Origin of the sequence: Pseudomonas sp. UME65, assembly GCF_014170225.1 — a bacterium.
Lineage (GTDB): Bacteria > Pseudomonadota > Gammaproteobacteria > Pseudomonadales > Pseudomonadaceae > Aquipseudomonas > Aquipseudomonas protegens.
In genome coordinates, this window is record NZ_LZZQ01000013.1 from 948092 (window position 1) to 971105 (window position 23014).

The window sequence follows — 23014 nt, forward strand, 5'->3', positions numbered from 1 at the left end:
GCTCCTACAAGGGGCGGTCGAGCTGGGCCTGGGCCTGGCGGGCGAAGATTTCCAGCAGGCTGGCCAGGGTGTGGGGCGGCGGTTCTGCGGCGCGGGTCACGGCGTACAGGGTGATCGGCAGCGGCGGGCTCAAGGGGCGGATAGCGGTGTTGGCCGTTGAGGCGCCCAGGGCGGTGAAGGGGTCGATCAGGGCCAGCCCGGCGCCGGACTCGACCATGGCCCGGGCCAGGGAATAGGTCTGCACGGCAATGCTCACCCGCGGCGGCGGCTCCACCGACTTGAGGTAGCTGTCGAGCCGGGCTGACAACGGGTCGGCGCTGCTCAGGCCAATCAGTGGCGCGTCCGCCAGCTCCTGCAGCGCCAGGGGCTGGCCGCGGCTGTGTTCGGGCCAGAAGCCCAGCGGCGCCAGGGCCACCAGCACACCCTGGGCCAGGGGTTGGGCGCTCAGGCCCGGGTGATCCGGGGGTTGCAGGGTCAGCGCCAGGTCGATCTCGCGCATCAGCAGGTTCTGTACCAGCTCGCGGCTATGGGCGCTGGACAGTTCGCACAGGCTGTCCGGGTAAAGGCGGGTCCATTCACTGATGGCGGGCGGCAGCAAGGCCAGGGCCAGGGCCGGTGTGGCGCCGATGCGCAGGCTGTGGCCCGGCGCCCGGCGCAGGTTCTGGGCCAGGCGCCGTACCCCTTGCAGGCTCTCGCTGACCTTGTCCACTTCGCGCTCCAGCTCCAGGGCCTCCGGGGTTGGCTGCAACTTGCCCCGCACCCGCAGGAACAACGGGAAACCCAACTGCAGTTCGGCGTGCTGCAAAACCTTGGTCACCGCCGGTTGGGAGACATGCAGCAACTGCGCCGCGCCGCTGATGGAGCCGGTCTGGCGGATGGCCTGGAAAATCTCGATATGACGAAGGCGCATGGGGCAGTCCATAACCTTTGTTTATGGGAGGTCCATCTTTATTCATTGTCCGGCGTCTGTCACCTGCCCCTAACCTTGGGCCATCGACCAACAGGCCAGGGGCAATCATGAGTCAGCGGGTTTGCATCATTGGAGGGGGCGTCATCGGCTTGGCCAGTGCCTACGCCCTGGTCCGCCAGGGCTTTGAGGTGACCCTGGTGGAGGCTCAGGAGTCCCTGGGCAGCCAGACCAGTTTCGCCAACGGCGGGCAGCTGTCCTATCGCTATGTGGCGCCTCTGGCCGATGCCGGGGTGCCCTGGCAGGCCCTGGGCTGGATGCTCAAGGGCGACTCTCCGCTCAAGCTGCGGCCACGCCTGGACCCGGCGCAGTGGCGCTGGCTGGCGGGGTTCCTCGGTGCTTGCCGGCACTCGGTGAACCGGCGCAATGGCGCGCACCTGCTGCGCCTGGCGCTGCTCAGCCAGAGCACCCTGCAAAGCTGGCGCGAAGAGGATGGCCTACAAGGCTTCGACTGGCGGCGCAACGGCAAGCTGGTGACTTTCCGCGAGCAAAAAAGCTTCGAGCACGCCCGGCACAACCTGGCGGACAGCGGCCAGCAACAGGTGCTTTGCGCCGCCGAATGCACGGCCCTGGAACCGGCCCTGGGGGATACGCCCTTCGTCGGCGGTATCTATACCCCGGATGAAGAAGTGGCCGACTGCCACGCCTTCTGCCAGCAACTGGCCACGCGGCTGCGCGCTTCCGGGCGCTGCGAAATCCTACTGGGCCAGCGGGTGCGGGGCATTCACCATGGGGGGGATAAGGTCCAGGCCATCGACCTGGGGGAGCGCATGTTGCCGGTGGACCAACTGGTGCTGGCGGCCGGGCACCGCAGCGCCGAACTGCGCCTGCCCGGGCTCCAACTGCCGCTGTATCCGCTCAAGGGCTACAGCCTCAGCGTGCCCATCGGCCCGCAGCACCGGGCGCCGGACATCAGCATCACCGACTACAACCGCAAGATCGTCTATGCGCGTATCGGCCAGCAACTGCGGGTGGCGGCCATGGTCGACATCGTCGGTTTCGACCCGGCGCCAGACCCCGGCCGCCTGGCCCTGATGCGCCGTCAGGCGGCCCAGACCTTCGCCGAGGCCGGTGACTATCAGGCAGCCGTGGAATGGGCCGGCATGCGTCCGGCTACCCCCAGCGGCGTGCCGCTGATCGGGGCCACCGCCTACCGCAACCTGTGGCTCAACCTTGGCCACGGCGCGCTAGGGTTCACCCTGGCCTGTGGCAGCGGCCAGTTGCTGGGCGAACTGATCGGCCAGCGTTGCACCAGTATCGACATGCAGGGCCTGACGCCCCGCGTTGCCTGAACGTTAAAAGGAGTCTTCAGATGAGTATCCAGCGTATCCACAGCAACGAGCGCCTGAGTGGCGCGGTGAGCTTTGCCGGACTGGTGTTTCTTTCCGGGCAGGTGCCGGGGGCCAGCAGCGATATCGGCGGCCAGACCCGCGAGGTGCTGGAGAAGATCGACGCCTTGCTGGCCGAGGCCGGCAGCGACAAGGAGCACCTGCTCAGCGCGACGATCTACCTCAAGGACATCCAGGCCGATTTCGCGGTGATGAACGAAGTCTGGTCGGCCTGGCTGTCCCCCGGCCAGGCGCCGGCGCGCACCACCTTGCAGGCGGCCCTGGCGCGCCCGCAGATCCTTGTAGAAATCAGCATCATCGCGGCCCGCCGCTAACTGCCCTTACCCACAACGGAGAATAACAATGCATAAGATCACGTTGCTCGGCTGCACCTTGGGGCTGCTGTTCAGCGCCATGTCCCAGGCCAATGAAGCGCCTCTGCAGGGCACCCTGGCGAAGATCGCCAACAGCGCCAGTATTACCTTGGGTTATCGCGATGCCTCGGTGCCCTTTTCCTACGTGGGGGATAACAGCGGCAAGCCCATGGGTTATTCCGTGGAGCTGGCGAGCAAGGTGGTGGAGCGCATCCAGCAGCAGTTGCACCTGCCCAACCTGAAGGTGAAATACAACCTGGTGACCTCGCAGACCCGCATTCCCCTGGTGCAGAACGGCACCGTGGACCTGGAGTGCGGTTCCACCGGGGTGACGGCCGAGCGGCAGAAGCAGGTGGCGTTTTCCTACGGTTTCATCTACGTCAAAGGCCAGTTGCTGACCGCCAAGGACAGCGGGATCAAGAGCTTCGCCGACCTGCGGGGCAAGAACGTGGTGACCACGGCGGGGACCACCAACGAGCGCTTTCTCAAGAGCTACAACGTCGAGCACAAGATCGACATGTTCGTGATCAGCGCCAAGGACCACGGCGAGGCCTTCCAGATGCTCCAGTCGGGGCGTGCGGCGGCGTTCTACATGGACGATGCGTTGCTGTACGGCGAGCGGGCCAAGGCCCGGGATCCGCACAACTGGGTGGTGGTGGGGGAAGAACAGTCGCGGGAGATCTACAGCTGCATGGTGCGCAAGGATGACCCGCAGTTCCTGGCCCTGGTCAATGGTGCCCTGGCGGACCTGTACCGCTCCGGGGAGATCAACGGCATTTACCAGCGCTGGTTCCAGCAGCCGATTCCGCCCAAGGGCCTGAACCTGGAATTCCCCATGACCAGTGAACTCAAAGCGATCATCGCCCAGCCCACCAGCGATCCGGTGCAATAGCCACCACCAGGAGGGGTTAGAAGTCGCCCCACAGTTGCTGGGCCACGGCCAGGGCCACCACGGGGGCGGTTTCGGTACGCAGCACCCGCGGCCCCAAGCGTGCGGGGAGGAAACCGGCGCTGTGGGACAGCTCCACTTCGGCGTCTGTCAGGCCGCCTTCAGGGCCAATGAGGAACGCCAGGCTGGCAGGCTTGGCGTGGCTTTCCAGGGGCTGGGCCACGGGGTGCAGCACCAGCTTCAGGTCGGCCCGGGCCTGCTTGATCCAGTCCGCCAGCAGCACGGGTGGGTGGATCACCGGGACCTGTGAGCGGCCGCACTGTTCGCAGGCGCTGATGGCCACCTGGCGCCAGTGCAGCAGGCGCTTGTCGGCGCGCTCGTCCTTGAGCCGCACTTCGCAGCGCTCGCTGAAGATCGGGGTGATTTCGCTGACCCCAAGCTCCGTGGCCTTCTGGATCGCCCAGTCCATGCGCTCGCCCCGGGACAGGCCCTGGCCCAGGTGAATCCGCAGCGGTGATTCTGCCTGGCCGGCGAAGCTTTCATTCAGTTGGACCCGAACCCGCTTCTTGCCCACTTCCACCAGAGCCCCGCGAAACTCGGTGCCCGAGCCATCGAACACCTGCAGGGCAGCACCTTCGGCCATGCGCAGTACGCGCCCGATGTAGTGTGCCTGGGCTTCCGGCAACTCGTGTTCGCCTAGGCTCAGGGGGGCGTCGATAAAGAAGCGGGACAATCTCATCTGGGTTCTCTGTTGAATGTGAATCGGTGGAAAGCGTTCTGTGGCGAGGGAGCAAGCTCCCTGGCCACAACTAACGACCTGCTCTAGCCCGGATCGCGAAAGCCGGGGTGGAAGTCCTTGGGCACCGCCACGCTGACCTGGTCGCGGGTGGCGATTTCGATGCCTTCACTGGCGACTTCGGCGAGGAAGTCGATCTGTTCCGGGGTGATCACGTACGGCGGCAGGAAATACACCACGCTGCCCAGGGGACGCAACAGGGCGCCGCGTTCCAGGGCGTGCTGGAAGACTTTCAGGCCACGGCGTTCCTGCCAGGGGTAGGCGGTCTTGCTGGCCTTGTCCTGGACCATCTCGATGGCCAGGACCATGCCGGTCTGGCGTACTTCGGCAACGTGGGGGTGGTCCACCAGGTGCGCGGTGGCGCTGGCCATGCGCCGGGCAAGCGCGTGGTTGTTCTCCACCACATTGTCCTGCTCGAAGATATCCAGGGTCGCCAGGGCCGCGGCACAGGCCAGCGGGTTACCGGTGTAGCTGTGGGAGTGGAGGAAGGCGCGCAGGGTCGGGTAGTCGTCGTAGAAGGCGCTGTAGACATCGTCGGTGGTCATGCACGCGGCCAGGGGCAGGTAGCCGCCGGTCAGGGCCTTGGACAGGCACAGGAAATCCGGGCGGATGCCGGCCTGCTCGCAGGCGAACATCGTGCCGGTGCGGCCGAAACCCACGGCGATCTCGTCATGGATCAGGTGCACGCCATAGCGGTCGCAGGCTTCGCGCAGCAACTTGAGGTACACCGGGTGATACATGCGCATGCCGCCGGCGCCCTGGATCAGCGGCTCGACTATGACCGCGGCCACTGTTTCGTGGTGCTCGGCCAGGGTCTGCTCCATGGCGGCGAACATGTTCCGCGAGTGTTCTTCCCAGCTCATGCCTTCGGGCCGCAGGTAGCAGTCCGGGCTCGGCACCTTGAGGGTGTCCAGCAGCAGGGCCTTGTAAGTCTCGGTGAACAGCGGCACATCGCCCACTGACATGGCGGCGATGGTTTCGCCGTGGTAGCTGTTGCTCAGGGTGACGAAGCGCTTCTTGTTCGGTTGGCCGCGGTTGATCCAGTAGTGAAAGCTCATCTTCATCGCCACTTCGATGCATGACGAACCGTTGTCGGCGTAGAAGCAGCGGGTCAGGCCTTCGGGGGTGATCTTGACCAGGCGCTCGGACAACTCGATCACCGGCTGGTGGCTGAAGCCGGCGAGGATCACGTGTTCCAGCTGGTCCACCTGGTCCTTGATGCGCTGGTTGATGCGCGGGTTGGCGTGGCCGAACACATTGACCCACCAGGAGCTGACCGCATCCAGGTAGCGTTTGCCTTCGAAGTCTTCCAGCCAGACGCCTTCGCCTCGCTTGATGGGGATCAACGGCAGCTGTTCGTGGTCTTTCATCTGGGTGCAGGGATGCCACAGCACCGCAAGATCGCGTTGCATCCACTGGTTATTCAGGCCCATGTACAGTCTCCTGGAAGCGGCCCGCCAACGGCGCGGGCGAACAATCGGGCAAGCCTATGCAATGCATGGCCGCGGGACAACCTATTGTGCAAGACGCGCCACGGCGTGATGCGTCAGGTGCAAAGACGCCGCCTGCAAGACCCAGGGCACGGCACGAGGGAGCAAGGAGGCTGGCTTGGCGTGAGGCTTAATCTTTTCTTAACGCGCTCGGTCCAGACTACTGATCGTATTTCTCGATATTTCAAAGCAAAAAATTCCGCTTTAATTCGATAGGTAAATCGCTAGTCTTGATCTGCGTTTCTTACAGGATGCAACTGATGCAGTTACGTAATTCTTCTTCTCGCTATGGTTGGGTCAGCATTGTTCTGCACTGGGGCGTGGCCCTGGCGGTGTTTGGTCTGTTCGCCCTGGGCCTGTGGATGGTCGGCCTCGACTACTACAGCACCTGGCGCAAAGACGCGCCGGACCTGCACAAGAGTATCGGCCTGACACTGTTTGCAATCATGCTGCTGCGGGTGTTGTGGCGGTGGGTCAGCCCACCGCCGCCGGCCCCGGCCAACCATGGGCCGCTGACCCGCCTGGGGGCCAAGCTGGGGCACGCGTTCCTTTACCTCGGCCTGTTCGCGGTCATGATTGCCGGTTACCTGATCTCCACCGCCGACGGCGTGGGTATCCCGGTGTTCGGCTTGTTTGAAGTTCCTGCCCTGATCTCCGGACTACCGGACCAGGCAGATGTAGCAGGTGTGGTGCATCTGTACCTGGCCTGGGCACTGGTGATCTTTGCCGGTATCCATGGCCTGGCTGCGCTGAAGCACCACTTTATCGATCGTGATGCGACCCTTACCCGTATGCTGGGTCGCAAAGCCTGATGTTCAACCTTGACTCAAAAGGAATAGAAAGCATGTTGAAAAAGACTCTCGCCGCTCTGGCAATCGGATCTGCTGTATTGGCGGCCGGTCAAGTGATGGCAGCGGACTACGTGATCGACAAGGAAGGCCAGCACGCCTTCGTCGACTTCAAGATCAGCCACCTGGGCTACAGCTTCATCACCGGTACCTTCAAGGACCTGGACGGCAAGTTCAGCTTTGACGCGGCCAAGCCGGAAGACGCCAAGATCGAAGTCAACGTGCGCACCGCCAGCGTGTTCACCAACCACGCCGAACGTGACAAGCACATCACCAGCAAGGACTTCCTGGACGCTGGCAAGTTTGCCGACGCCAAGTTCGTCTCCACCAGCGTCAAGCCCACCGGCAAGAACGCCGACGGCAAGCTGACCGCTGACGTGGCCGGCGACCTGACCCTGCACGGCGTGACCAAGCCGGTCGTGGTCAAGGCCACCTTCCTGGGTGAAGGCAAGGACCCATGGGGCGGCTACCGTGCCGGCTTCGAAGGTACCACCAGCATCAATCGCCAGGATTTCGGCAAGATGATGGACCTGGGCCCGGCCTCCAACAATGTCGACCTGTACATCAGCTTCGAAGGCGTGAAAGCGAAGTAATGCTTCGTCTGTAGCCGCTGCCGCAGGCTGCGACAAGGCCCGCAGGGCCTTCGCGATCTCCCCCGCACAGCCCTTATAGGACTGGTCGCAACCTGCGAAAGCAAAAAAACGCCCCCGACCACAAATCGGGGGCGTTTTTTATTGCCCGTCATGAAATGCGGTAAACCGGTCAGGTCCTGGCGCCGGGTTCCCCGTCGTTCGCAGCCTGCGGCAGCGGCTACAGAAACGCCCTCGACCAGCCGCCATGAAAAACGCCCCGGGCCTTGCGGCCAGGGGCGTTTTTCATTTCAGCGCGAGGCTCAGCGGTTGCGGGTCAGCAGCGCCGGCTTTTCGCCCCGTGGACGGCTTGGCAACTGATCCAGCTGCTCAGGCGTCGGGAAACGATCGGCCTTGGATTCCTTGTGCATGATCTTCGGCTGGTTGCCCCGAGGATTCTGCACGGCCGGTTCCTGGCGTGGCTGATCGTCACGGTTCGGGCGGCGATTGCGCGGCTCGTCGCGACGGCCCTGGCTGTCACGAGGGGCGCCGTTGCGCGGGCCGCCACTGCGCTTGGCCGGCGCGGTGCCGGTGGTGCTGCCGTTGCTGTTGCGCGGGTTGCCGGAGCGACCCTGGCCACCACCGGCACCGCCGCGTGGCGGATTGCCAGCGCCTGCACCCTGGGCCGGAGCCCCTGGGCGGCGGCCGCGGCCCTGGTTGTTCTTGTTCTGGTACGGGCTGACGTAGTCAGCGCGGTTACCGAAGTTGTCCACGTCGTCGTCGAGGAACTCGTCCGGTGCGCGATCGGCACGGGGCGTCGGTTGACGCTGTTCGCGGGCCGGGGTGCCTTCACGAGGCTTCTGCTCGCGGGCCGGGCGTTCGCCACGGGCGGGTTTTTCCTTGCCGCCCTTGTCCTTGCCCTTGTCCTTGCGACCGCCACCACCGCCACCGCCGTTCGGGCCATCGCCGCGTGGGCCACGGGGATTGCGCGGGTTGCGCACATCCGGACGCTCGCGCACTTCCGGCTTCTCGGCTTCCACTGCGCTGGCATCGAAGCCCATCAGGTCACCATCGGCGATCTTCTGCTTGGTCATGCGCTCGATGCTTTTCAGCAGTTTCTCTTCGTCCGGAGCCACCAGGGAGATGGCTTCGCCGGAGCGACCGGCACGGCCGGTACGGCCAATACGGTGCACGTAGTCTTCGTCGACGTTAGGCAGTTCGAAGTTGACCACGTGAGGCAGTTGGTCGATATCCAGGCCGCGGGCGGCGATATCGGTGGCGACCAGGATCCGCACTTCGCCAGCCTTGAAGTCGGCCAGGGCTTTGGTACGGGCGTTCTGGCTCTTGTTGCCGTGGATCGCCACAGCGCTCAGGCCGTGCTTGTCCAGGTACTCGGCCAGGCGGTTGGCGCCGTGCTTGGTCCGGGTGAACACCAGGACCTGTTCCCAGGCGCCGGCGGTGATCAGGTGCGCCAGCAGGGCACGCTTGTGGCTGGCCGGCAGGCGGAAGACCCGCTGCTCGATACGCTCCACCGTGGTGTTCGGCGGGGTCACTTCGATGCGCTCGGGGTTGTGCAGCAGCTTGCCGGCCAGGTCCGTGATGTCCTTGGAGAAGGTCGCGGAGAACAGCAGGTTCTGGCGCTTGGCGGGCAGGCGGGCGAGGACTTTCTTGACGTCATGGACGAAGCCCATGTCGAGCATGCGGTCGGCTTCGTCGAGAACCAGGATTTCCACGTGGGACAGGTCGACGCTGCCCTGGCCAGCCAGGTCCAGCAGACGGCCGGGGCACGCCACCAGCACATCGACGCCACGGGCCATGGCCTGAACCTGCGGGTTCATGCCGACGCCGCCGAAGATGCAGGCGCTGACGAACTTCAGGTCGCGGGCGTACAGCTTGAAGCTGTCATGCACTTGCGCGGCCAGCTCGCGAGTGGGGGTCAGGACCAGTACGCGGGGTTGGCGCGGGCCATGACGCTGGGATTTGTCCGGATGACCGTTGGGAAACAACCGTTCCAGGATCGGAAGGGCGAAACCGCCGGTTTTACCAGTACCTGTCTGTGCCGCGACCATCAGATCGCGACCTTGCAACACGGCGGGAATGGCCCGCTGTTGCACCGGAGTAGGCTGGGTGTAGCCGGCGGCTTCGATGGCGCCGACTAAAGCCTCGGAGAGACCGAGGGAAGCAAAGGACATGAGTAATCCTGTTTTAGTGAGGGCTTGGCCCAAAGGGATAATCTTGCCGGGCGTGAATGGCGTTTAAGAGGACGCAATCCCGTCCGGTCCTGCTGGCCTGAAGGGTCATTCACCGGCGGCTCGCGCGGGCCGGTTGGCTGCGCCGTAGCGGGGTGGAGAGGCCTTGAACAGGGTCCAGCGTCCGGGCGTGAGCCTGGCGGGAGGCCGGAGTATAACAGAGCAATCAGTGTGCGCTGCTTTCCTGCTGCTCAACGGTTTTTTCTGACTCGCGGGTTGATGAAGACCTGACCGGCGGCAGAGCAGGTTCAGCACCGTACTTGGCGCTCAGTTGGGCGTAGGCCGGTTCGCGCTTGAAGCGCTTCAGTTCGGCGCCGAAGCGCTGTACCAGCAGGTCCATGCCGGCATTGCGGCGCACGGCCAGGTATTGGCTCTGGCGGCTGATGACAGTGGGGTTCTGGCTGACCTGGTCACGCAGCCCCAGGCTGTCCAGCAGGTGCTGGCCGACCCGTTTGTCGGTAATCAGCAGGTCGATCCGCCCCAGCAGCAGCTTGCCGAAATTGGCTTCGTGGGTGGGGGCCGGTTCGCGGTTGAACAGGGTCGAGTTGCTGAAATCGTCGCTGTACAGATAGCCGGGGGAAGTGCCGATGGTCAGGCCCTTGAGTTCGTTCAGGCGCTTGAACGGGTGTGGGCGCTGGTTGGCATAGAACATCACGAACTCCACGTCCGAGAGCGGCTCGTTGGGGTAGAGCAGGGTGCCGTCGCGCTGGTCGCTGTGGAAGATGTCCAGGGCGCCATCGGCCTGGCCGGTTTCCAGCATCGCCAGGCAGCGTTTCCAGGGCAGGAACTGCCACTGCACCTCTATGCCCAGGCGCTGGAAGACAATGGCGGTGGTTTCGTAGTCCAGGCCCTTGGCCGTGCCATTTTCCTCATAGACATAGGGCGCCCAGGGTTCGGTGACAATGCGCAGCTTCTCGCCATGGGCGGCAAGGCTCAGGCAAGTGCAGAGAAAGGTGGTCAGCAACCGGGCTATGACGGACATTGCTGGAGATTACGACGAGAGATCATGCAATTGCTAGAGGCAGTTCCGGACGCTCTAGCTCAAGGCTGCTGCAAACAAAAAGGCCCCGGTTTTCACCAGGGCCCGGAGCTTGGGTTGCAGCCTGTCAGCGTGGCAGCTGGAGGTTGTTCCAGATCGCCAGGCTCGGGTCGGCCTGGTTCAAGGTATAGAAGTGCAGCCCGGGTGCGCCGCCCTGGAGCAGGCGTTCGCACATGTCACTGATTACCTGTTCACCGAAGGCCTGGATGCTGGCGCTGTCATCGCCATAGGCTTCCAGCTGCTTGCGGATCCAGCGCGGAATCTCTGCGCCGCAGGCGTCGGAGAAGCGCGCCAGCTTGCTGTAGTTGGTGATGGGCATGATGCCCGGCACGATCGGGATGTTCATGCCCATCTTCTGCACGCGCTCGACGAAGTAGAAGTAGCTGTCGGCGTTGAAGAAGTACTGGGTGATCGCGCTGTCGGCACCGGCATTGGCCTTGCGCACGAAGTTGACCAGGTCTTCCTCGAAGTTGCGCGCTTGCGGGTGCATTTCTGGGTAGGCGGCGACTTCGATATGGAAGTGGCTGCCGGTTTCCTCGCGGATGAAGCTCACCAGGTCATTGGCGTAGCGCAGTTCACCGCTGGCCATGCCCATGCCCGAAGGCAGGTCGCCACGCAGGGCGACAATGCGCTTGATGCCGGCTGCCTGGTACTGCTGCAGCAGGCCGCGCAGGTCGTCCTTGCTGTCGCCGACGCAGGACAGGTGCGGCGCCGCAGGGACTTTAACTTCGCTCTCCAGTTGCAGCACGGTGTTGACCGTGCGATCACGGGTCGAGCCGCCGGCACCGTAGGTGCAGGAAAAGAAATCGGGGTTGTAGCCGGCCAGCTGACGGGCAGTGGCGAGCAGTTTTTCATGCCCAGCATCGGTCTTGGTGGGGAAGAACTCGAAGCTGTAGCGACGATCTTTGGACATGGAGGGGACCTCCAGTTGCAAGTAACAGGCGGCAAGCGCCAAGAAAAAGCGGAGGTGCGCTGGTTTCTTGTGCCTGCAGCCTGCTGCTTGAAACTGCTATAGCGATTAGGGCAAGCACCAGGTCAGTTGCAGCAAGCAGAGCTTTTGGCTCTTTGCTTGCCGCTGATGACTTGCCGCCTGCAGCTGCTCTTAGTAGCGGTAGGCGTCTGGCTTGAACGGGCCTTCGACGGTTACGCCGATGTATTCAGCCTGTTGCTTGGTCAGTTGAGTGACCACGCCGCCGAAGCCGCGCACCATTTCCAGGGCCACTTCTTCGTCGAGTTTCTTCGGCAGTACTTCAACAGTCAGACGCTCGGCTTTCTGGGCCGGCGACAGGTCGGCGTACTTCTGGCCGAACAGGAAGATCTGTGCCAGGACCTGGTTGGCGAACGAACCGTCCATGATGCGGCTTGGGTGACCGGTGGCGTTGCCCAGGTTCACCAGGCGGCCTTCGGCCAGCAGGATCAGGTAGTCGTCGTTGTGTGCATCGAAATCGCCAGGGCCGGTGCGGTGGATCTTGTGCACCTGTGGCTTCACTTCTTCCCATGCCCAGTTCTTGCGCATGAAAGCGGTGTCGATTTCGTTGTCGAAGTGGCCGATGTTGCAGACCACGGCACGCTTTTTCAGGGCCTTGAGCATGTTTGCGTCGCAAACATTGACGTTACCGGTGGTGGTCACGATCAGGTCGATCTTGCCCAGCAGGGCTTTGTCGATGCTGGCTTCGGTGCCGTGGTTGATACCGTCGATGAACGGCGAAACCAGCTCGAAACCGTCCATGCAGGCTTGCATGGCGCAGATCGGGTCCACTTCCGAAACCTTGACGATCATGCCTTCCTGACGCAGGGACTGAGCCGAGCCCTTGCCCACGTCACCGTAGCCGATGACCAGCGCTTGCTTGCCGGACAGCAGGTGGTCGGTGCCGCGCTTGATGGCGTCGTTCAGGCTGTGACGGCAGCCGTACTTGTTGTCGTTCTTGCTCTTGGTCACCGAGTCGTTGACGTTGATCGCAGGAACCTTCAGCTCGCCCTTGGCCAGCATGTCCAGCAGGCGGTGCACGCCGGTGGTGGTTTCTTCGGTCACGCCGTGAACGCGGTCCAGTACCTGTGGGTACTTGTCGTGCAGCAGCTGGGTCAGGTCGCCGCCGTCGTCGAGGATCATGTTGGCGTCCCAAGGCTTGCCATCCTTGAGGATGGTCTGCTCCAGGCACCACTCGTACTCTTCTTCGGTCTCGCCTTTCCAGGCGAACACAGGAATGCCGGCAGCGGCGATTGAGGCTGCAGCCTGGTCTTGAGTCGAGAAAATGTTGCAGGACGACCAGCGTACTTCGGCACCCAGGGCAACCAGGGTTTCGATCAGCACGGCGGTCTGGATGGTCATGTGGATGCAGCCGAGGATCTTGGCGCCCTTGAGTGGCTGTTCAGCCAGGTACTTGCGGCGCAGACCCATCAGGGCCGGCATTTCCGATTCAGCGATGATGGTTTCGCGACGACCCCAGGCAGCCAGGGAGATGTCGGCGACTTTGTAGTCGGTAAAACCTGCAGGCGTGTTTACAGCGCTCATCAAGAGCCTCCATTCGTAGTGTGCGAATGGGCGCCGTTGTGCGTTTAGTGTCCATACAGGGAGCCCTGTACCAACAACGCCCCATCCGAGCCTGACAGGTCATGCCTGCTGCAGCGCCCCTCGGACAGGTGGCGGGAAAACGGTATCAAGTGCAGATGACCGTTTTGAAACGGTGGCGATTATAGCCGCCTGAGCCAGACTTCCAAAAGTGTTTATGTCACCTGGATGAAGATCGTTAATCGCGACCATAGTCGATGTTGCGTAGAGCATGACTGCCCGGTCTGCCATTATGCCGGGCATCAATTGGCAGGACGGTCAGGAGTGCATATGAATTTCCACACCCGCAAGTGGGTAAAACCCGAAGACCTCAACCCCAACGGCACGCTGTTCGGCGGCAGCCTGTTGCGCTGGATCGACGAAGAAGCGGCGATCTACGCCATTGTCCAGCTGGGCAACCAGCGAGTCGTGACCAAGTACATCTCGGAAATCAACTTCGTCAGCGCCTCGCGCCAGGGCGACATCATCGAGCTGGGTATCACCGCCACCGAGTTCGGTCGTACCTCGATCACCCTGACGTGCGAAGTGCGCAACAAGATCACTCGCAAATCCATTCTCACGGTGGAGAAGATGGTCTTCGTCAACCTGGGGGAAGACGGCCTGCCGGCGCCTCACGGCCGCACCGAAATCAAATACGTCAAAGACCAGTTCAAGGATGACGCTTCCGACGCCTGATGCCTTGCGCAGAAAGGAACAGCCCTGAGCCCAGCGTGTCGTAGCTAAATGACCCGCCTGGTTCAGGAGCCTTATGGACGCGCAAAAAGATGGCAAGACCCCCGGCCTCTCTGCTCAAGAGCAGCATGAGGTCGACCATAACCAGCCGCCCCGCGCGGCGGTCCTGCATGAAATCATCCGCACCCAGGGCGACCAGGAACTGGAGCGCAGTGTCGCAGCCCTCTGGTGGTCGGCCCTGGCTGCCGGCCTGACCATGGGCCTGTCGCTGATGGGCATGGGCCTGCTCAACTCCCGCCTGCCCGACGGCGAGGCCTTCAAGGTCATTGCCAGCTTTGGCTACTGCGCGGGCTTTCTGGCGGTGATTCTGGCGCGCCAGCAACTGTTCACGGAAAACACCCTGACTGCCGTGCTGCCGGTGATGAGCAAGCCGAGCCTGAACAACTTCGGGCGCTTGCTGCGCTTGTGGGGCGTGGTGCTGGTGGGCAACCTGTGCGGCACCCTGCTGGTGGCCTATGTGATGCTGCACTTGCCGATTTTCGACGGCAAGACCGATCAGGCCTTTCTGGAAATCGGCCGCAAGGTCATGGAGAACGACAGAGCGCAGATGTTCGCCAAGGGCATCATCTCCGGCTGGATGATTGCCACCATGGTCTGGATGATCCCGTCCATGGAGAGCGCCAAGCTGTGGATCATCATCCTGATCACCTATCTGATGGCGCTGGGGGATTTCACTCACATCGTGGTGGGCTCGGCGGAAGTGTCCTACCTGGTATTTGCCGGCGAGTTGCCGTGGCGGGATTTCTGGATGGTGTTCGCCGGGCCGACCCTGGCCGGGAACATCATTGGAGGCAGTTTCATCTTCGCCCTGATTAGCCATGCCCAGGTGCGCAGTGAAAGTGGCAAGCCGAACTGGAACGCGGACCGGGCACCGGCGCCCGATCCGCGGCAGATCAAGAAATGATCAGTGGGCCTCGGCCTTGGCCGCCGGGGCATCCTGGGTGACATGGCGCACCAGTTTGCCGATGGTCAGACCCTGCAGCAGGATCGACGACAACACCACGATGTAGGTGATGCTCAGCACCAGGTCACGCTCCGGCCCCAGGGGCAGGGCCAGCGCCAGCGCCACCGAGACGCCACCGCGCAAGCCGCCCCAGGTCAGCACGCGGATAGTGCCCCGGGGCACGCTGCGCCAGCGCCGCAACAGGAGGATTGCCGGGGCCACGGTGAGCACGCGAGAGAGCACGATGGCCACGGCCAGCAGGCTGGCGGCCGCCAGGTGCAGCCAGTTGAACGGCAGCAGCAACAGCTCCAGGCCGATCAGGGCGAACAGCAGGGCATTGAGCATATCGTCGAGCAACTCCCAGAAACCGTCCAGGTAGCGCCGGGTCATGTCGTTCATCGCCAGGTTGCGTCCCAGGTTGCCGATGATCAGGCCAGCCACCACCATGGCAATCGGCGCCGAGACGTGCAGCTCGCTGGCCATCGCCGAACCACCGATGACCAGGGCCAGGGTCAGCATCACTTCGATCTGGTGCTGCTCGATGCTCTTGATCATCAGATACACCAGGTAGCCGATCAGCCCGCCGAACAGTACGCCGCCAATGGCCTCATGCACGAACAGCCAGGCCGTGGCAGCCACGGTCGGGGTTTCCCCCAGTTGAGCGATGCCCAGCAGCACGGTGAACACCACTACCGCGGTGCCGTCGTTGAACAGCGATTCGCCGACGATGGTGGTCTTCAGTGGCTTGGAAGCGTTGGCGGTACGCAGCACACCCAGCACGGCAATCGGGTCGGTGGGGGAAATCAGCGCGCCGAACAGCAGGCAGTAGAGAAAGCTCACGTGCCAGCCGAACAGGCCGAAGATCCAGTAGGCCAGGCTGCCGATGACGAAGGTGGCGATCAGCACGCCGACCGTGGCCAGCAGGCCGATGGGCCAGCGGTAGCTGCGCAGGTCGTTGAGGTTGACGTGCAGGGCGCCGGCGAACAGCAGGAACGACAGCATCCAGTTCATCAGCAGATCGCCGAAGTCGATCTTGCCAATCAATTCTTCCACATGTTCTTCCAAGCCGGGGTAGCCCAGGTAGCTCAGGCCTTGCAGCAGCAGCGAGAACAGCAGGGCGGTGACCATCACGCCGATGGTCGGTGGCAAGCCGATAAAGCGGAAGTTGACGTAGGTGAGCAGCGTCGTCAGGCAGATAAAGGCAGCGACAAGTTCAAGCATCCGGACTCCTTTGGATGATTACAGAAAAAGCGACCTGAATGCTTTCAGGCTAAGGGTTTGATGTACCGGCGTCGGCGAGGGACACAGTTTTCGCCATCGTCGCCTGACCGCAGCCATTGACCACAGCCTCGACCCGACGTTGCAGGCACTTGGGGAAAAGTACCTCTAACATGCCCATGTTGCCGAATTGGCTGCTGGCACTGCCAAATGCGCCGGTAGCCCGTGCAAGCAGGGCCGCAGGCATGCGAGGATTCCCGGCTTCTGCCCGGATGTGCGGTATCCGGCTTTTTCAGGCAACCAGGGAGTGCAAGGTGCTGGCGACAAGTCTGGTTTTGGTGGCGGCGTTGTTGCACGCAGCCTGGAACACCCTGATCAAGTTCAGTGGCGAGCGCTTGCTGGTGGTGGCCTGCATGGACACCGTGGCCCTGCTGTTCGTGGCCATCATGCTGTTTTTTCTCGAATCCCCACCACTGGAGATCTGGCCCTGGATCATCGCCTCGGCGGCATTCGAGCTCTTGTATCGATATCTGCTGATCCAGGCCTATCGCGTGGGGGATCTCGGGCTGGTGTACCCGTTGATGCGCGGACTTTCGCCATTGGTGGTGCTGGCGTTGACCCTGGTCTTCGCCGGCGAGGCGCTGAGCACTCAGCAGGTCCTAGGCATTCTGCTGATTCCCTTCGGCATGCTCTGCCTGCTCTGGCAGGGCGGCGGCGGGGCGCGGTTGCCCTGGTCGATGCTGCCGGTGGTGGCGCTGATCGGCCTGTGCATCGGTTGCTACACCTATATTGACGGCCAGGCGCTGCGCCGCTGGTCGCACCCGCTGGATTATCTGACCTGGGTCACGCTGCTCAGCGCCTGGCCCTTTCCGCTGGTGGCGGTGGTCTGGAAGCGCCCGGCCTTTGCCCTGTTCTGGCGCGAGCAGTGGCGCCTGGGGCTGAGCGTCGGGTTTTGCGTGTTGTTCAGCTACGCTCTGGTGCTTTGGGCCATGCAACTGGGATCGATCGCCGAAGCGGCTGCGTTGCGTGAAATCAGTGTGATCCTGGTGGTGCTGTTCGGCATGCGCTACCTGAAAGAACCTTTCGGCCGGCCACGGCTCTTAGCCTGTGGACTGGTGCTGATTGGCATGTTGGTGATGAAGTTCTGAAGGCTCCCTAAAAACTCTAAAAAAGGATTTGCTCCATGACTGTCGCTTTCTGGTGTGTGTTGATTGCAATCATCCTGCCCTATCTCTGTACTGCCATCGCCAAGGGCGCCGGCAAATACGGGCTTCGCTACAACCATGACCCACGGGCGTTCCTGAGTACTCTGGAGGGTTTGCCCAAGCGTGCCCACAACGCGCAGCTCAACGGTTTCGAGGTGACCCCGGCATTCGCTGCGGCGGTGATCATCGCCCATGTGGCAGGTAACGCCGAGCTGGTGACGATCAACGTGCTGGCGGTGCTGTTTATCACCAGCCGCCTGCTGTACATGATCTGCTACCTGGCGGACTGGGCGATCCTGCGGTCCCTGGTGTGGTTCGTGGGCATGGGCCTGATCGCCAGTTTCTTCTTCGTTTCAGTCTGAGACACCCTTTTGCGGGAGCCGGCAAGCCGGCTCCCGCAGGGGCTCAAGGGGCGTCGGGCACTTCCGGCACCTTGGGCAGCGCTACGCCCTTGGGCCAGAGCATCCAGATCTGGCCCTGCTGCTTCATGTCTCCGGCCAGCTGCCCCGCCGCATCGCCCGTGCCCCAGAACAGATCGGCGCGCACCTCACCGGTGATTGCGCCGCCCGTGTCCTGGGCGGCTACCGGCCGTATCAGGCTGCTGCCATCCGGGCGGGTGGTGGACAACCACAGCAGGCTGCCCAGGGGGATCACCTTGCGGTCCACGGCCACGCTATAGCCTGACGTCAGCGGTACGTTCAACGAGCCCCGCGGGCCTTCATTGCTATCCGGGTTGCGGTTGAAGAACACGTAGCTGGGGTTGCTGCCCAGCAGCTCGGGAATCCGTGCCGGGTGGGCCTTGGCCCAGGCGGCAATGGTGCCCATGGTCACGTCCTCTTTCTTCAGCTCGCCCTGGTCCACCAGCCAGCGGCCGATGGGACGGTAGGGGTGGCCGTTCTGGTCGGCATAGCCGATCCGCAATTGGCGCCCGTCATCCAGCTGGATTCGCCCGGAACCCTGGATCTGCAGGAATTGCAGGTCCATGGGGTCGGTCAGCCAGGCAATCACCGGGGCCTTGGTTCCCTTGCTTTCGATGGTCGCCGCATCGTCATAGGGCTTGAGTACCCGGCCTTCGAGCCGGCCACGCAGGCGCTTGCCCTTGAGCTCCGGATAGAGGCTGTCCAGGGCAACGATGATCATGTCCTCCGGCACGCCGTATACCGGCACATTGGCCACCTGGGTCTGGGTCAGGCTGCCGGGATAGACCGGTTCGTAGTAGCCGGTGATCAGGCCGGTACTGCTGCCGTTGCCCGAGCGAAGGCCGTAGACCTGCAGGTGCTCCTTGAGAAAGCCGCGGATGGCCTCGGGGGTTTGCGGCACCGTCGCGGCTGCGGCGCAGGTGGCGCCCCACACCGGGTCGGCCTTGAGGCGGGTGCAGGCGCTGCGCCAGGAGCCGAAACCGGCCAGCAGGTCGTTGTCGGCGACGCTGGGCAGGGCGTCCCAGGTGGCGCTGTTGTAGGTGGCCAGGGCGTGGGTGGGGGCTGGCTTGGTATTGTCGCCGCCGTTGCAGCCAGCGAGCAGCGCCAGGGCCGGCAGGGCCCAGAGCAGATGGCGAGGCCAGCGGAGCGGGCTCGGGTTCATGCTGTATTTCCTTGAGAGGCTGCCCGCCGCATTGGTGATGGGGGACAACCCATATTATTAATAGGGCTATTGGTCTTTGCCGGGGAGGCGAGGATACTGGCCGCCGTTTCCGTGACCAGACCTGAAGCCACCATGACGCTAAAAAGACTTTCTGTTGTATTGCTGGCCTGCCTGACGCTTTCCGCCTGTGGCGGTGTCGATCCCAATTCTCCCCTGGGCCAGCGCAAGGCGATCTTCAAGCAGATGCTCAAGACCGGCGAGGACCTGGGGGGCATGCTGCGTGGGCGGATTCCTTTCGACGGCGCGCGCTTTGCCGAAGGCGCGGTGAAACTCGACAGCCTGTCCCATGAGCCGTGGAAGCACTTCCCCGAGGTCAAGGAAGAGGATCACAGCAGCGCCACCGATGACGTCTGGCGCAAGCAGGCGCGTTTCCAGGAGTTGGCCCGCACCCTGGAAGCCGCCACCGGTGAGCTGGTGACGATCAGCCAGGTCCAGCCCTACAAGGCCAGCAATCTGGGGCCGGCGGTGCAGAAGGTCGAGGATGCTTGCAGCGCCTGCCACAAAGAGTTTCGCAATCACTGATTGGCGGCTCTGCTGAGCAGGGCCGCGGCATCAGGTTGCTTACTTGTCCAGTTCGTCCAGGGCTTGCTGCAGTTCCTTGCGGGACTCGGCAAGCTTGTCCTTGCGCTTGTTGATCTTCTCCGAGTCACCTTTCTTCATGGCTTTTTCCAGGTCGGCCTGGCGCCGGCTGACCTCATGCTTGGCCTCAAGCACTTTGTTTTCCCGCTCTTTCTTCAGCGAGGCATCGGTGCAGTGGGCGGTCACTTCGCTCAGGGCGCGCTCCAGGCCGGCCTGCTGATTGCTGTTGCCGTGGGCCTTGGCCTGTTCGATCTGGTTCATGATGGCTTGGCGCTTGGCGGCGCAGCCGGTCAGCTCGGGGGCCTGCTCGGCGGCCAGCAGTGGCGCGCTCATCAGGCTGCAGAGGGTCAGGGTGGCGAGCGATGGAAAAAGTTTCATTGAAGGCTCCAGGTGAAAAAGATCAAGAAATAACCAATAAAAATACTGACTGTTGTACCGGGAATGGGCTGTTGGAGCGTATTCCGGCTTGGGTGGTTCCACGTGCCATCGGGCTAAAAACCTTCGATACCGGCGCTGTTCAGGGCGCCTTGCAAGGCCAGGACCTCTGGAGCGCGAAAAAACGCCACCAGTTGTGCGGCCCGCTCCGCTCCGATACCGGCTTCATTCTGCCAGTCCAGGCTGCTTTTCATGGCCAGGGCCTGCCATGGCCCGCTCAGGTCGGCCGAGCCACTGGGCGGGATGCCGAGGGCTTTGAGCCAGCGTGGGAAGGGCTGTTGCCTGGCACTGTGCAGGCTCTCGAGCAAGCGCTTGCTGCTGCGATCACCAAAGCCGGCAATGTTAGCAAGCTCTGCCTGATCCAGGGTCAGCCAATCCAGCAGGCCTTTGATACGGCCTGTTTCAACCAGCCGGGCCCAGGTCCGGCTGCCGATATTCTGCAGGTTCAGGCCTTGTTTGCTGCTGAGCCAGGTCAGTCGGGCCAGAAATTGTTCCTCGCAGCCGGGTGATGGCTGCCAGCAACTCAGGAAGTGAAAGTCGGCTTCTCGCGGGGGCTGGATGCTCTGGCGCAGGGTGCTTCTGAGTACCACTTCATCCAGGCGCGGGATGCTCAACCCGGCGAGACTGATGGCTACCTGATCGCCGGGAACGATATCCAGGGATCGCCAGCGTTGCAGTGAGCCGAGACTGACACGGCGGATCTGCCGGTCGTCCAGGGTCACCGGCTCGATCTCCAGCAGGGGCGTGATGCGCCCCGTGCGGCCGATACGAAAATCGACTTGACGAACGCTGGCCAGCACCTGGGCGTAGGGGTACTTCCAGGCGGCAATCCAGTATGGGGCCTTGGCCTGCCAGCGTTCGGCGGCGGGACGCCGGCTTTGCCGCAGGATGATGCCGTCACTGGCAAAGGGCAGTGGCGAGCGATACCAGCGGGCCCGCCACTGTTGTGCATCGGCGAAGCCGCCTATGGGTCGGCTGTACTCGCGGGGTTCGGCAAAACCCAGGCCTGCCAGTTGTTCCAGGCGTTCGCTCAATGTAGCCGGGCCCTGGGGCCAGTCCCAGACAAACAGCCCGATCTGCGCGGCCTCCGCTGCCGTCAGCTGTTTGCGCGCCATCCAGCCTGCCACCCGGTTGCGCGCCTTGAGGCTGCCGGAGCGAGCCTGGACATGCTGCTCCAGGCGCAGATAGAGCTCTCCTTGCAGCAACAGGTCGACGGGCCGTGGCAGTCGTTTGGGTATGGCCTCGATTTGCCAGGCTGCACGGGTCCAGTCATGGCCATGCACGCCGTCGCCACGGCTGAGTGCTTGCTGGAACTGCCCCTGGTGGTAGATCAGGGTCACCGCTACGCCGTCGACCTTGGGTTGCGCCCAGATGTCGTCGCGGCCCTTGAGCCACCCCGTCACGGCATTGGCATCGGCGAGTTTTTCCACTCCTGTGTGGGGGATGGGGTGGCGGATGCTGCCCCCGGCGCCGAGCAGGGGCTGGTCCGTTGCCCGGGGAGCCTGGGGGAAGCACTGGCGCCAGGTGAGCAGGCGCTGGCGGGCCTGATCGTAGAGCTCATCCGCCACCAGTGATCGGCCGTCACGGTAATAGCTGCTATCCCAGCGCTGCAGTTGCTGCTGCAGGGCGGTGATTTCATCGGTGGCACGGGGAACCGGCCAGTCGGGGCAGGCGGCCTGGGCGAAGAATGGAGTGAGGCTCAGCAGCACAACGGCTCTTGGCAGCATGGGGAGCATCCTTGCTCTGTGGGTCATGCGCTAAAGGCTAGAGGGGATTGGCTGACGGCCGGGACGAAGGTGGTTGCGAGGTGTTTCCCCGTCAGGGAACACCTGTGTCCTTGCTCGCTCGGCCCCGTACCAGCAGCGGTTTGCGGGATGAGCAAGAAACCTCAGGCGACAAAAAAGCCCCGCCGGGCGAGCCGGGCGGGGCTTTGGATGTTGCCAGGTGAAGCTTACAGGCCGGCAGCGGCGCGCAGGGTGTCGGCGCGGTCGGTCTTTTCCCAAGTGAAGGTGGTGAAGGTGTCGTCACCCACGGTCTTGGTTTGCGGAGCCCGGCCGAAGTGACCGTAGGCAGCGGTTTCCTGGTACATCGGGTGCAGCAGGTCGAGCATGGTGGTGATTGCGTAGGGGCGCAGGTCGAACACTTCGCGTACCAGCTTGATGATCTTGTCGTCGCTGATCTTGCCGGTGCCGAAGGTGTTCAGCGAGATCGAGGTCGGTTGGGCCACGCCGATGGCGTAGGACACCTGGATCTCGCAGCGCTCGGCCAGGCCGGCGGCAACGATGTTCTTGGCCACGTAGCGGCCGGCGTAAGCGGCGGAACGGTCGACCTTGGATGGATCCTTGCCGGAGAACGCGCCACCGCCGTGACGGGCCATGCCGCCGTAGCTGTCGACGATGATCTTGCGGCCGGTCAGGCCGCAGTCACCCACCGGGCCACCGATGATGAACTGGCCGGTCGGGTTGATGTGGAACTGGGTGTCCTTGCTCAGCAACTCGGCAGGCAGCACGTGCTTGACGATCAGTTCCATCACGCCTTCGCGCAGGTCGCTGTAGGACACCTCGGGGTTGTGCTGGGTCGACAGCACCACGGCATCGATACCGACCACCTTGCCGCCTTCGTAGCGGCAGGTGACCTGGGATTTGGCGTCCGGGCGCAGCCAAGGCAGCAGGCCCGATTTGCGGGCTTCGGCCTGGCGCTGGACCAGTTGGTGCGAGAAGGTGATCGGCGCCGGCATCAGCACCTCGGTTTCGTTGCTGGCGTAGCCGAACATCAGGCCCTGGTCGCCAGCGCCCTGATCTTCCGGCTTGGCGCGGTCGACGCCCTGGTTGATGTCGGGGGACTGCTTGCCAATGATGTTCATCACGCCGCAGGTAGCACCGTCGAAGCCGACGTCGGAGCTGGTGTAGCCGATATCGCAGATCACATCGCGAACGATCTGTTCCAGGTCGACCCAGGCGCTGGTGGTGACTTCGCCGGCAACAATGGCCACGCCAGTCTTGACCAGGGTCTCGACCGCTACGCGGGCGTGCTTGTCCTGGGCAATGATGGCGTCCAGCACCGCATCGGAAATCTGGTCAGCGATTTTATCCGGATGCCCTTCAGACACGGACTCGGAGGTGAAAAGGGAGTATTCGCTCATC

At 63.3% G+C, this 23014-nt stretch carries 22 protein-coding genes and 1 riboswitch; of the genes, 10 read left to right on the plus strand and 12 right to left on the minus strand.

Annotated features, from left to right (window positions below):
• Positions 1–4 precede the first annotated feature (4 nt).
• A complete protein-coding gene (locus A9971_RS19240) occupies positions 5–910 on the minus strand; it encodes a LysR family transcriptional regulator (RefSeq protein WP_047338046.1) in 906 nt (301 codons plus the stop codon).
• Positions 911–1017: 107 nt separating this feature from the next.
• On the opposite strand from A9971_RS19240, the gene A9971_RS19245 reads away from it, so the two are divergent.
• Genes A9971_RS19245 through A9971_RS19255 form a run of 3 tightly spaced genes read left to right on the plus strand, consistent with a single transcriptional unit; the run spans position 1018 to position 3561 of the window.
• Positions 1018–2259: a D-amino acid dehydrogenase gene (locus tag A9971_RS19245; RefSeq protein WP_019095275.1), complete on the plus strand. Its 1242-nt coding sequence runs from the start codon at positions 1018–1020 to the stop codon at positions 2257–2259.
• Between the two features lie 20 nt (positions 2260–2279).
• On the plus strand, positions 2280–2630 hold the full coding sequence (locus A9971_RS19250) for a RidA family protein (RefSeq protein WP_011063981.1): 351 nt from the start codon (positions 2280–2282) through the stop codon (positions 2628–2630).
• Positions 2631–2658: 28 nt separating this feature from the next.
• Positions 2659–3561 (plus strand): transporter substrate-binding domain-containing protein, encoded by a 903-nt coding sequence (locus tag A9971_RS19255; RefSeq protein WP_011063980.1) that lies wholly within the window; start codon positions 2659–2661, stop codon positions 3559–3561.
• 16 nt (positions 3562–3577) lie between these two features.
• Here the strand turns inward: A9971_RS19255 and A9971_RS19260 are convergent, their stop codons facing one another.
• Positions 3578–4297, minus strand: coding sequence for a 16S rRNA (uracil(1498)-N(3))-methyltransferase (locus A9971_RS19260; protein WP_019095274.1), 720 nt, complete (start codon positions 4295–4297; stop codon positions 3578–3580).
• Between the two features lie 83 nt (positions 4298–4380).
• Positions 4381–5787: an adenosylmethionine--8-amino-7-oxononanoate transaminase gene (locus A9971_RS19265; RefSeq protein WP_053160302.1), complete on the minus strand. Its 1407-nt coding sequence runs from the start codon at positions 5785–5787 to the stop codon at positions 4381–4383.
• A 317-nt stretch (positions 5788–6104) separates the two neighbouring features.
• Here A9971_RS19265 and A9971_RS19270 point away from each other — a divergent pair, with 317 nt between their 5' ends.
• Together A9971_RS19270 and A9971_RS19275 are read left to right on the plus strand one after the other, a co-directional pair.
• Entirely contained in the window at positions 6105–6656 is a 552-nt protein-coding gene (locus A9971_RS19270; RefSeq protein WP_011063977.1) for a cytochrome b, read from the plus strand.
• 32 nt (positions 6657–6688) lie between these two features.
• Positions 6689–7285 carry a YceI family protein gene (locus A9971_RS19275; RefSeq protein WP_011063976.1) on the plus strand — a complete coding sequence of 199 codons (597 nt, stop codon included), beginning with the start codon at positions 6689–6691 and terminating at the stop codon, positions 7283–7285.
• 299 nt (positions 7286–7584) lie between these two features.
• Here A9971_RS19275 and A9971_RS19280 read toward each other — a convergent pair whose 3' ends face one another.
• The 4 genes from A9971_RS19280 to ahcY all read right to left on the minus strand — a co-directional run bounded on the left by A9971_RS19280 (position 7585) and on the right by ahcY (position 13061).
• Positions 7585–9453: a DEAD/DEAH box helicase gene (locus tag A9971_RS19280; RefSeq protein ID WP_011063975.1), complete on the minus strand. Its 1869-nt coding sequence runs from the start codon at positions 9451–9453 to the stop codon at positions 7585–7587.
• A 223-nt stretch (positions 9454–9676) separates the two neighbouring features.
• Positions 9677–10492, minus strand: coding sequence for an ABC transporter substrate-binding protein (locus A9971_RS19285; RefSeq protein ID WP_011063974.1), 816 nt, complete (start codon positions 10490–10492; stop codon positions 9677–9679).
• A 124-nt stretch (positions 10493–10616) separates the two neighbouring features.
• On the minus strand, positions 10617–11462 hold the full coding sequence (gene metF / locus A9971_RS19290; RefSeq protein WP_183001149.1) for a methylenetetrahydrofolate reductase [NAD(P)H]: 846 nt from the start codon (positions 11460–11462) through the stop codon (positions 10617–10619).
• Between the two features lie 189 nt (positions 11463–11651).
• Positions 11652–13061, minus strand: a complete 1410-nt coding sequence (gene ahcY / locus A9971_RS19295) for an adenosylhomocysteinase (RefSeq protein ID WP_183001147.1) — start codon at positions 13059–13061, stop codon at positions 11652–11654.
• A gap of 21 nt (positions 13062–13082) precedes the next feature.
• Positions 13083–13189: riboswitch (S-adenosyl-L-homocysteine riboswitch) on the minus strand.
• A gap of 199 nt (positions 13190–13388) precedes the next feature.
• Between ahcY and A9971_RS19300 the strand changes: the two genes are divergently transcribed.
• Positions 13389–13793, plus strand: a complete 405-nt coding sequence (locus tag A9971_RS19300) for an acyl-CoA thioesterase (protein ID WP_011063971.1) — start codon at positions 13389–13391, stop codon at positions 13791–13793.
• 73 nt (positions 13794–13866) lie between these two features.
• On the plus strand, positions 13867–14754 hold the full coding sequence (locus tag A9971_RS19305) for a formate/nitrite transporter family protein (protein ID WP_183001145.1): 888 nt from the start codon (positions 13867–13869) through the stop codon (positions 14752–14754).
• Here the strand turns inward: A9971_RS19305 and A9971_RS19310 are convergent, their stop codons facing one another.
• A complete protein-coding gene (locus A9971_RS19310) occupies positions 14755–16014 on the minus strand; it encodes a sodium:proton antiporter (protein WP_011063969.1) in 1260 nt (419 codons plus the stop codon). It lies immediately after the preceding gene.
• Positions 16015–16325: 311 nt separating this feature from the next.
• On the opposite strand from A9971_RS19310, the gene A9971_RS19315 reads away from it, so the two are divergent.
• Both A9971_RS19315 and A9971_RS19320 read left to right on the plus strand, forming a co-directional pair.
• The gene (locus A9971_RS19315) at positions 16326–17159 is read left to right on the plus strand and encodes an EamA family transporter (protein WP_011063968.1); all 834 of its coding nucleotides are present in this window, start codon (positions 16326–16328) and stop codon (positions 17157–17159) included.
• A gap of 35 nt (positions 17160–17194) precedes the next feature.
• A complete protein-coding gene (locus A9971_RS19320; RefSeq protein ID WP_011063967.1) occupies positions 17195–17578 on the plus strand; it encodes an MAPEG family protein in 384 nt (127 codons plus the stop codon).
• Between the two features lie 43 nt (positions 17579–17621).
• Here the strand turns inward: A9971_RS19320 and A9971_RS19325 are convergent, their stop codons facing one another.
• A complete protein-coding gene (locus A9971_RS19325; protein WP_183001144.1) occupies positions 17622–18797 on the minus strand; it encodes a murein transglycosylase A in 1176 nt (391 codons plus the stop codon).
• Between the two features lie 132 nt (positions 18798–18929).
• On the opposite strand from A9971_RS19325, the gene A9971_RS19330 reads away from it, so the two are divergent.
• A complete protein-coding gene (locus A9971_RS19330; RefSeq protein WP_011063965.1) occupies positions 18930–19379 on the plus strand; it encodes a cytochrome c in 450 nt (149 codons plus the stop codon).
• Positions 19380–19418: 39 nt separating this feature from the next.
• On the opposite strand, the gene A9971_RS19335 is transcribed toward A9971_RS19330, so the two are convergent.
• From A9971_RS19335 to metK, 3 genes are all read right to left on the minus strand, one after another.
• Positions 19419–19814 (minus strand): DUF1090 domain-containing protein, encoded by a 396-nt coding sequence (locus tag A9971_RS19335; RefSeq protein WP_011063964.1) that lies wholly within the window; start codon positions 19812–19814, stop codon positions 19419–19421.
• A gap of 113 nt (positions 19815–19927) precedes the next feature.
• Positions 19928–21598 (minus strand): NAD-dependent DNA ligase LigB, encoded by a 1671-nt coding sequence (ligB, locus tag A9971_RS19340; protein WP_183001142.1) that lies wholly within the window; start codon positions 21596–21598, stop codon positions 19928–19930.
• A 224-nt stretch (positions 21599–21822) separates the two neighbouring features.
• Positions 21823–23013: a methionine adenosyltransferase gene (metK, locus tag A9971_RS19345; protein WP_011063962.1), complete on the minus strand. Its 1191-nt coding sequence runs from the start codon at positions 23011–23013 to the stop codon at positions 21823–21825.
• Position 23014: the final 1 nt, after the last annotated feature.

What these genes read in the sequence shown, in the direction of transcription:
- A9971_RS19240 (WP_047338046.1), bottom strand. Translation starts at nt 910, where the DNA reads ATGCGCCTTCGTCATATCGAGATTTTCCAGGCCATCCGCCAGACCGGC.
- A9971_RS19245 (WP_019095275.1), top strand. Translation starts at nt 1,018, where the DNA reads ATGAGTCAGCGGGTTTGCATCATTGGAGGGGGCGTCATCGGCTTGGCC.
- A9971_RS19250 (WP_011063981.1), top strand. Translation starts at nt 2,280, where the DNA reads ATGAGTATCCAGCGTATCCACAGCAACGAGCGCCTGAGTGGCGCGGTG.
- A9971_RS19255 (WP_011063980.1), top strand. Translation starts at nt 2,659, where the DNA reads ATGCATAAGATCACGTTGCTCGGCTGCACCTTGGGGCTGCTGTTCAGC.
- A9971_RS19260 (WP_019095274.1), bottom strand. Translation starts at nt 4,297, where the DNA reads ATGAGATTGTCCCGCTTCTTTATCGACGCCCCCCTGAGCCTAGGCGAA.
- A9971_RS19265 (WP_053160302.1), bottom strand. Translation starts at nt 5,787, where the DNA reads ATGGGCCTGAATAACCAGTGGATGCAACGCGATCTTGCGGTGCTGTGG.
- A9971_RS19270 (WP_011063977.1), top strand. Translation starts at nt 6,105, where the DNA reads ATGCAGTTACGTAATTCTTCTTCTCGCTATGGTTGGGTCAGCATTGTT.
- A9971_RS19275 (WP_011063976.1), top strand. Translation starts at nt 6,689, where the DNA reads ATGTTGAAAAAGACTCTCGCCGCTCTGGCAATCGGATCTGCTGTATTG.
- A9971_RS19280 (WP_011063975.1), bottom strand. Translation starts at nt 9,453, where the DNA reads ATGTCCTTTGCTTCCCTCGGTCTCTCCGAGGCTTTAGTCGGCGCCATC.
- A9971_RS19285 (WP_011063974.1), bottom strand. Translation starts at nt 10,492, where the DNA reads ATGTCCGTCATAGCCCGGTTGCTGACCACCTTTCTCTGCACTTGCCTG.
- metF (WP_183001149.1), bottom strand. Translation starts at nt 11,462, where the DNA reads ATGTCCAAAGATCGTCGCTACAGCTTCGAGTTCTTCCCCACCAAGACC.
- ahcY (WP_183001147.1), bottom strand. Translation starts at nt 13,061, where the DNA reads ATGAGCGCTGTAAACACGCCTGCAGGTTTTACCGACTACAAAGTCGCC.
- A9971_RS19300 (WP_011063971.1), top strand. Translation starts at nt 13,389, where the DNA reads ATGAATTTCCACACCCGCAAGTGGGTAAAACCCGAAGACCTCAACCCC.
- A9971_RS19305 (WP_183001145.1), top strand. Translation starts at nt 13,867, where the DNA reads ATGGACGCGCAAAAAGATGGCAAGACCCCCGGCCTCTCTGCTCAAGAG.
- A9971_RS19310 (WP_011063969.1), bottom strand. Translation starts at nt 16,014, where the DNA reads ATGCTTGAACTTGTCGCTGCCTTTATCTGCCTGACGACGCTGCTCACC.
- A9971_RS19320 (WP_011063967.1), top strand. Translation starts at nt 17,195, where the DNA reads ATGACTGTCGCTTTCTGGTGTGTGTTGATTGCAATCATCCTGCCCTAT.
- A9971_RS19325 (WP_183001144.1), bottom strand. Translation starts at nt 18,797, where the DNA reads ATGAACCCGAGCCCGCTCCGCTGGCCTCGCCATCTGCTCTGGGCCCTG.
- A9971_RS19330 (WP_011063965.1), top strand. Translation starts at nt 18,930, where the DNA reads ATGACGCTAAAAAGACTTTCTGTTGTATTGCTGGCCTGCCTGACGCTT.
- A9971_RS19335 (WP_011063964.1), bottom strand. Translation starts at nt 19,814, where the DNA reads ATGAAACTTTTTCCATCGCTCGCCACCCTGACCCTCTGCAGCCTGATG.
- ligB (WP_183001142.1), bottom strand. Translation starts at nt 21,598, where the DNA reads ATGCTGCCAAGAGCCGTTGTGCTGCTGAGCCTCACTCCATTCTTCGCC.
- metK (WP_011063962.1), bottom strand. Translation starts at nt 23,013, where the DNA reads ATGAGCGAATACTCCCTTTTCACCTCCGAGTCCGTGTCTGAAGGGCAT.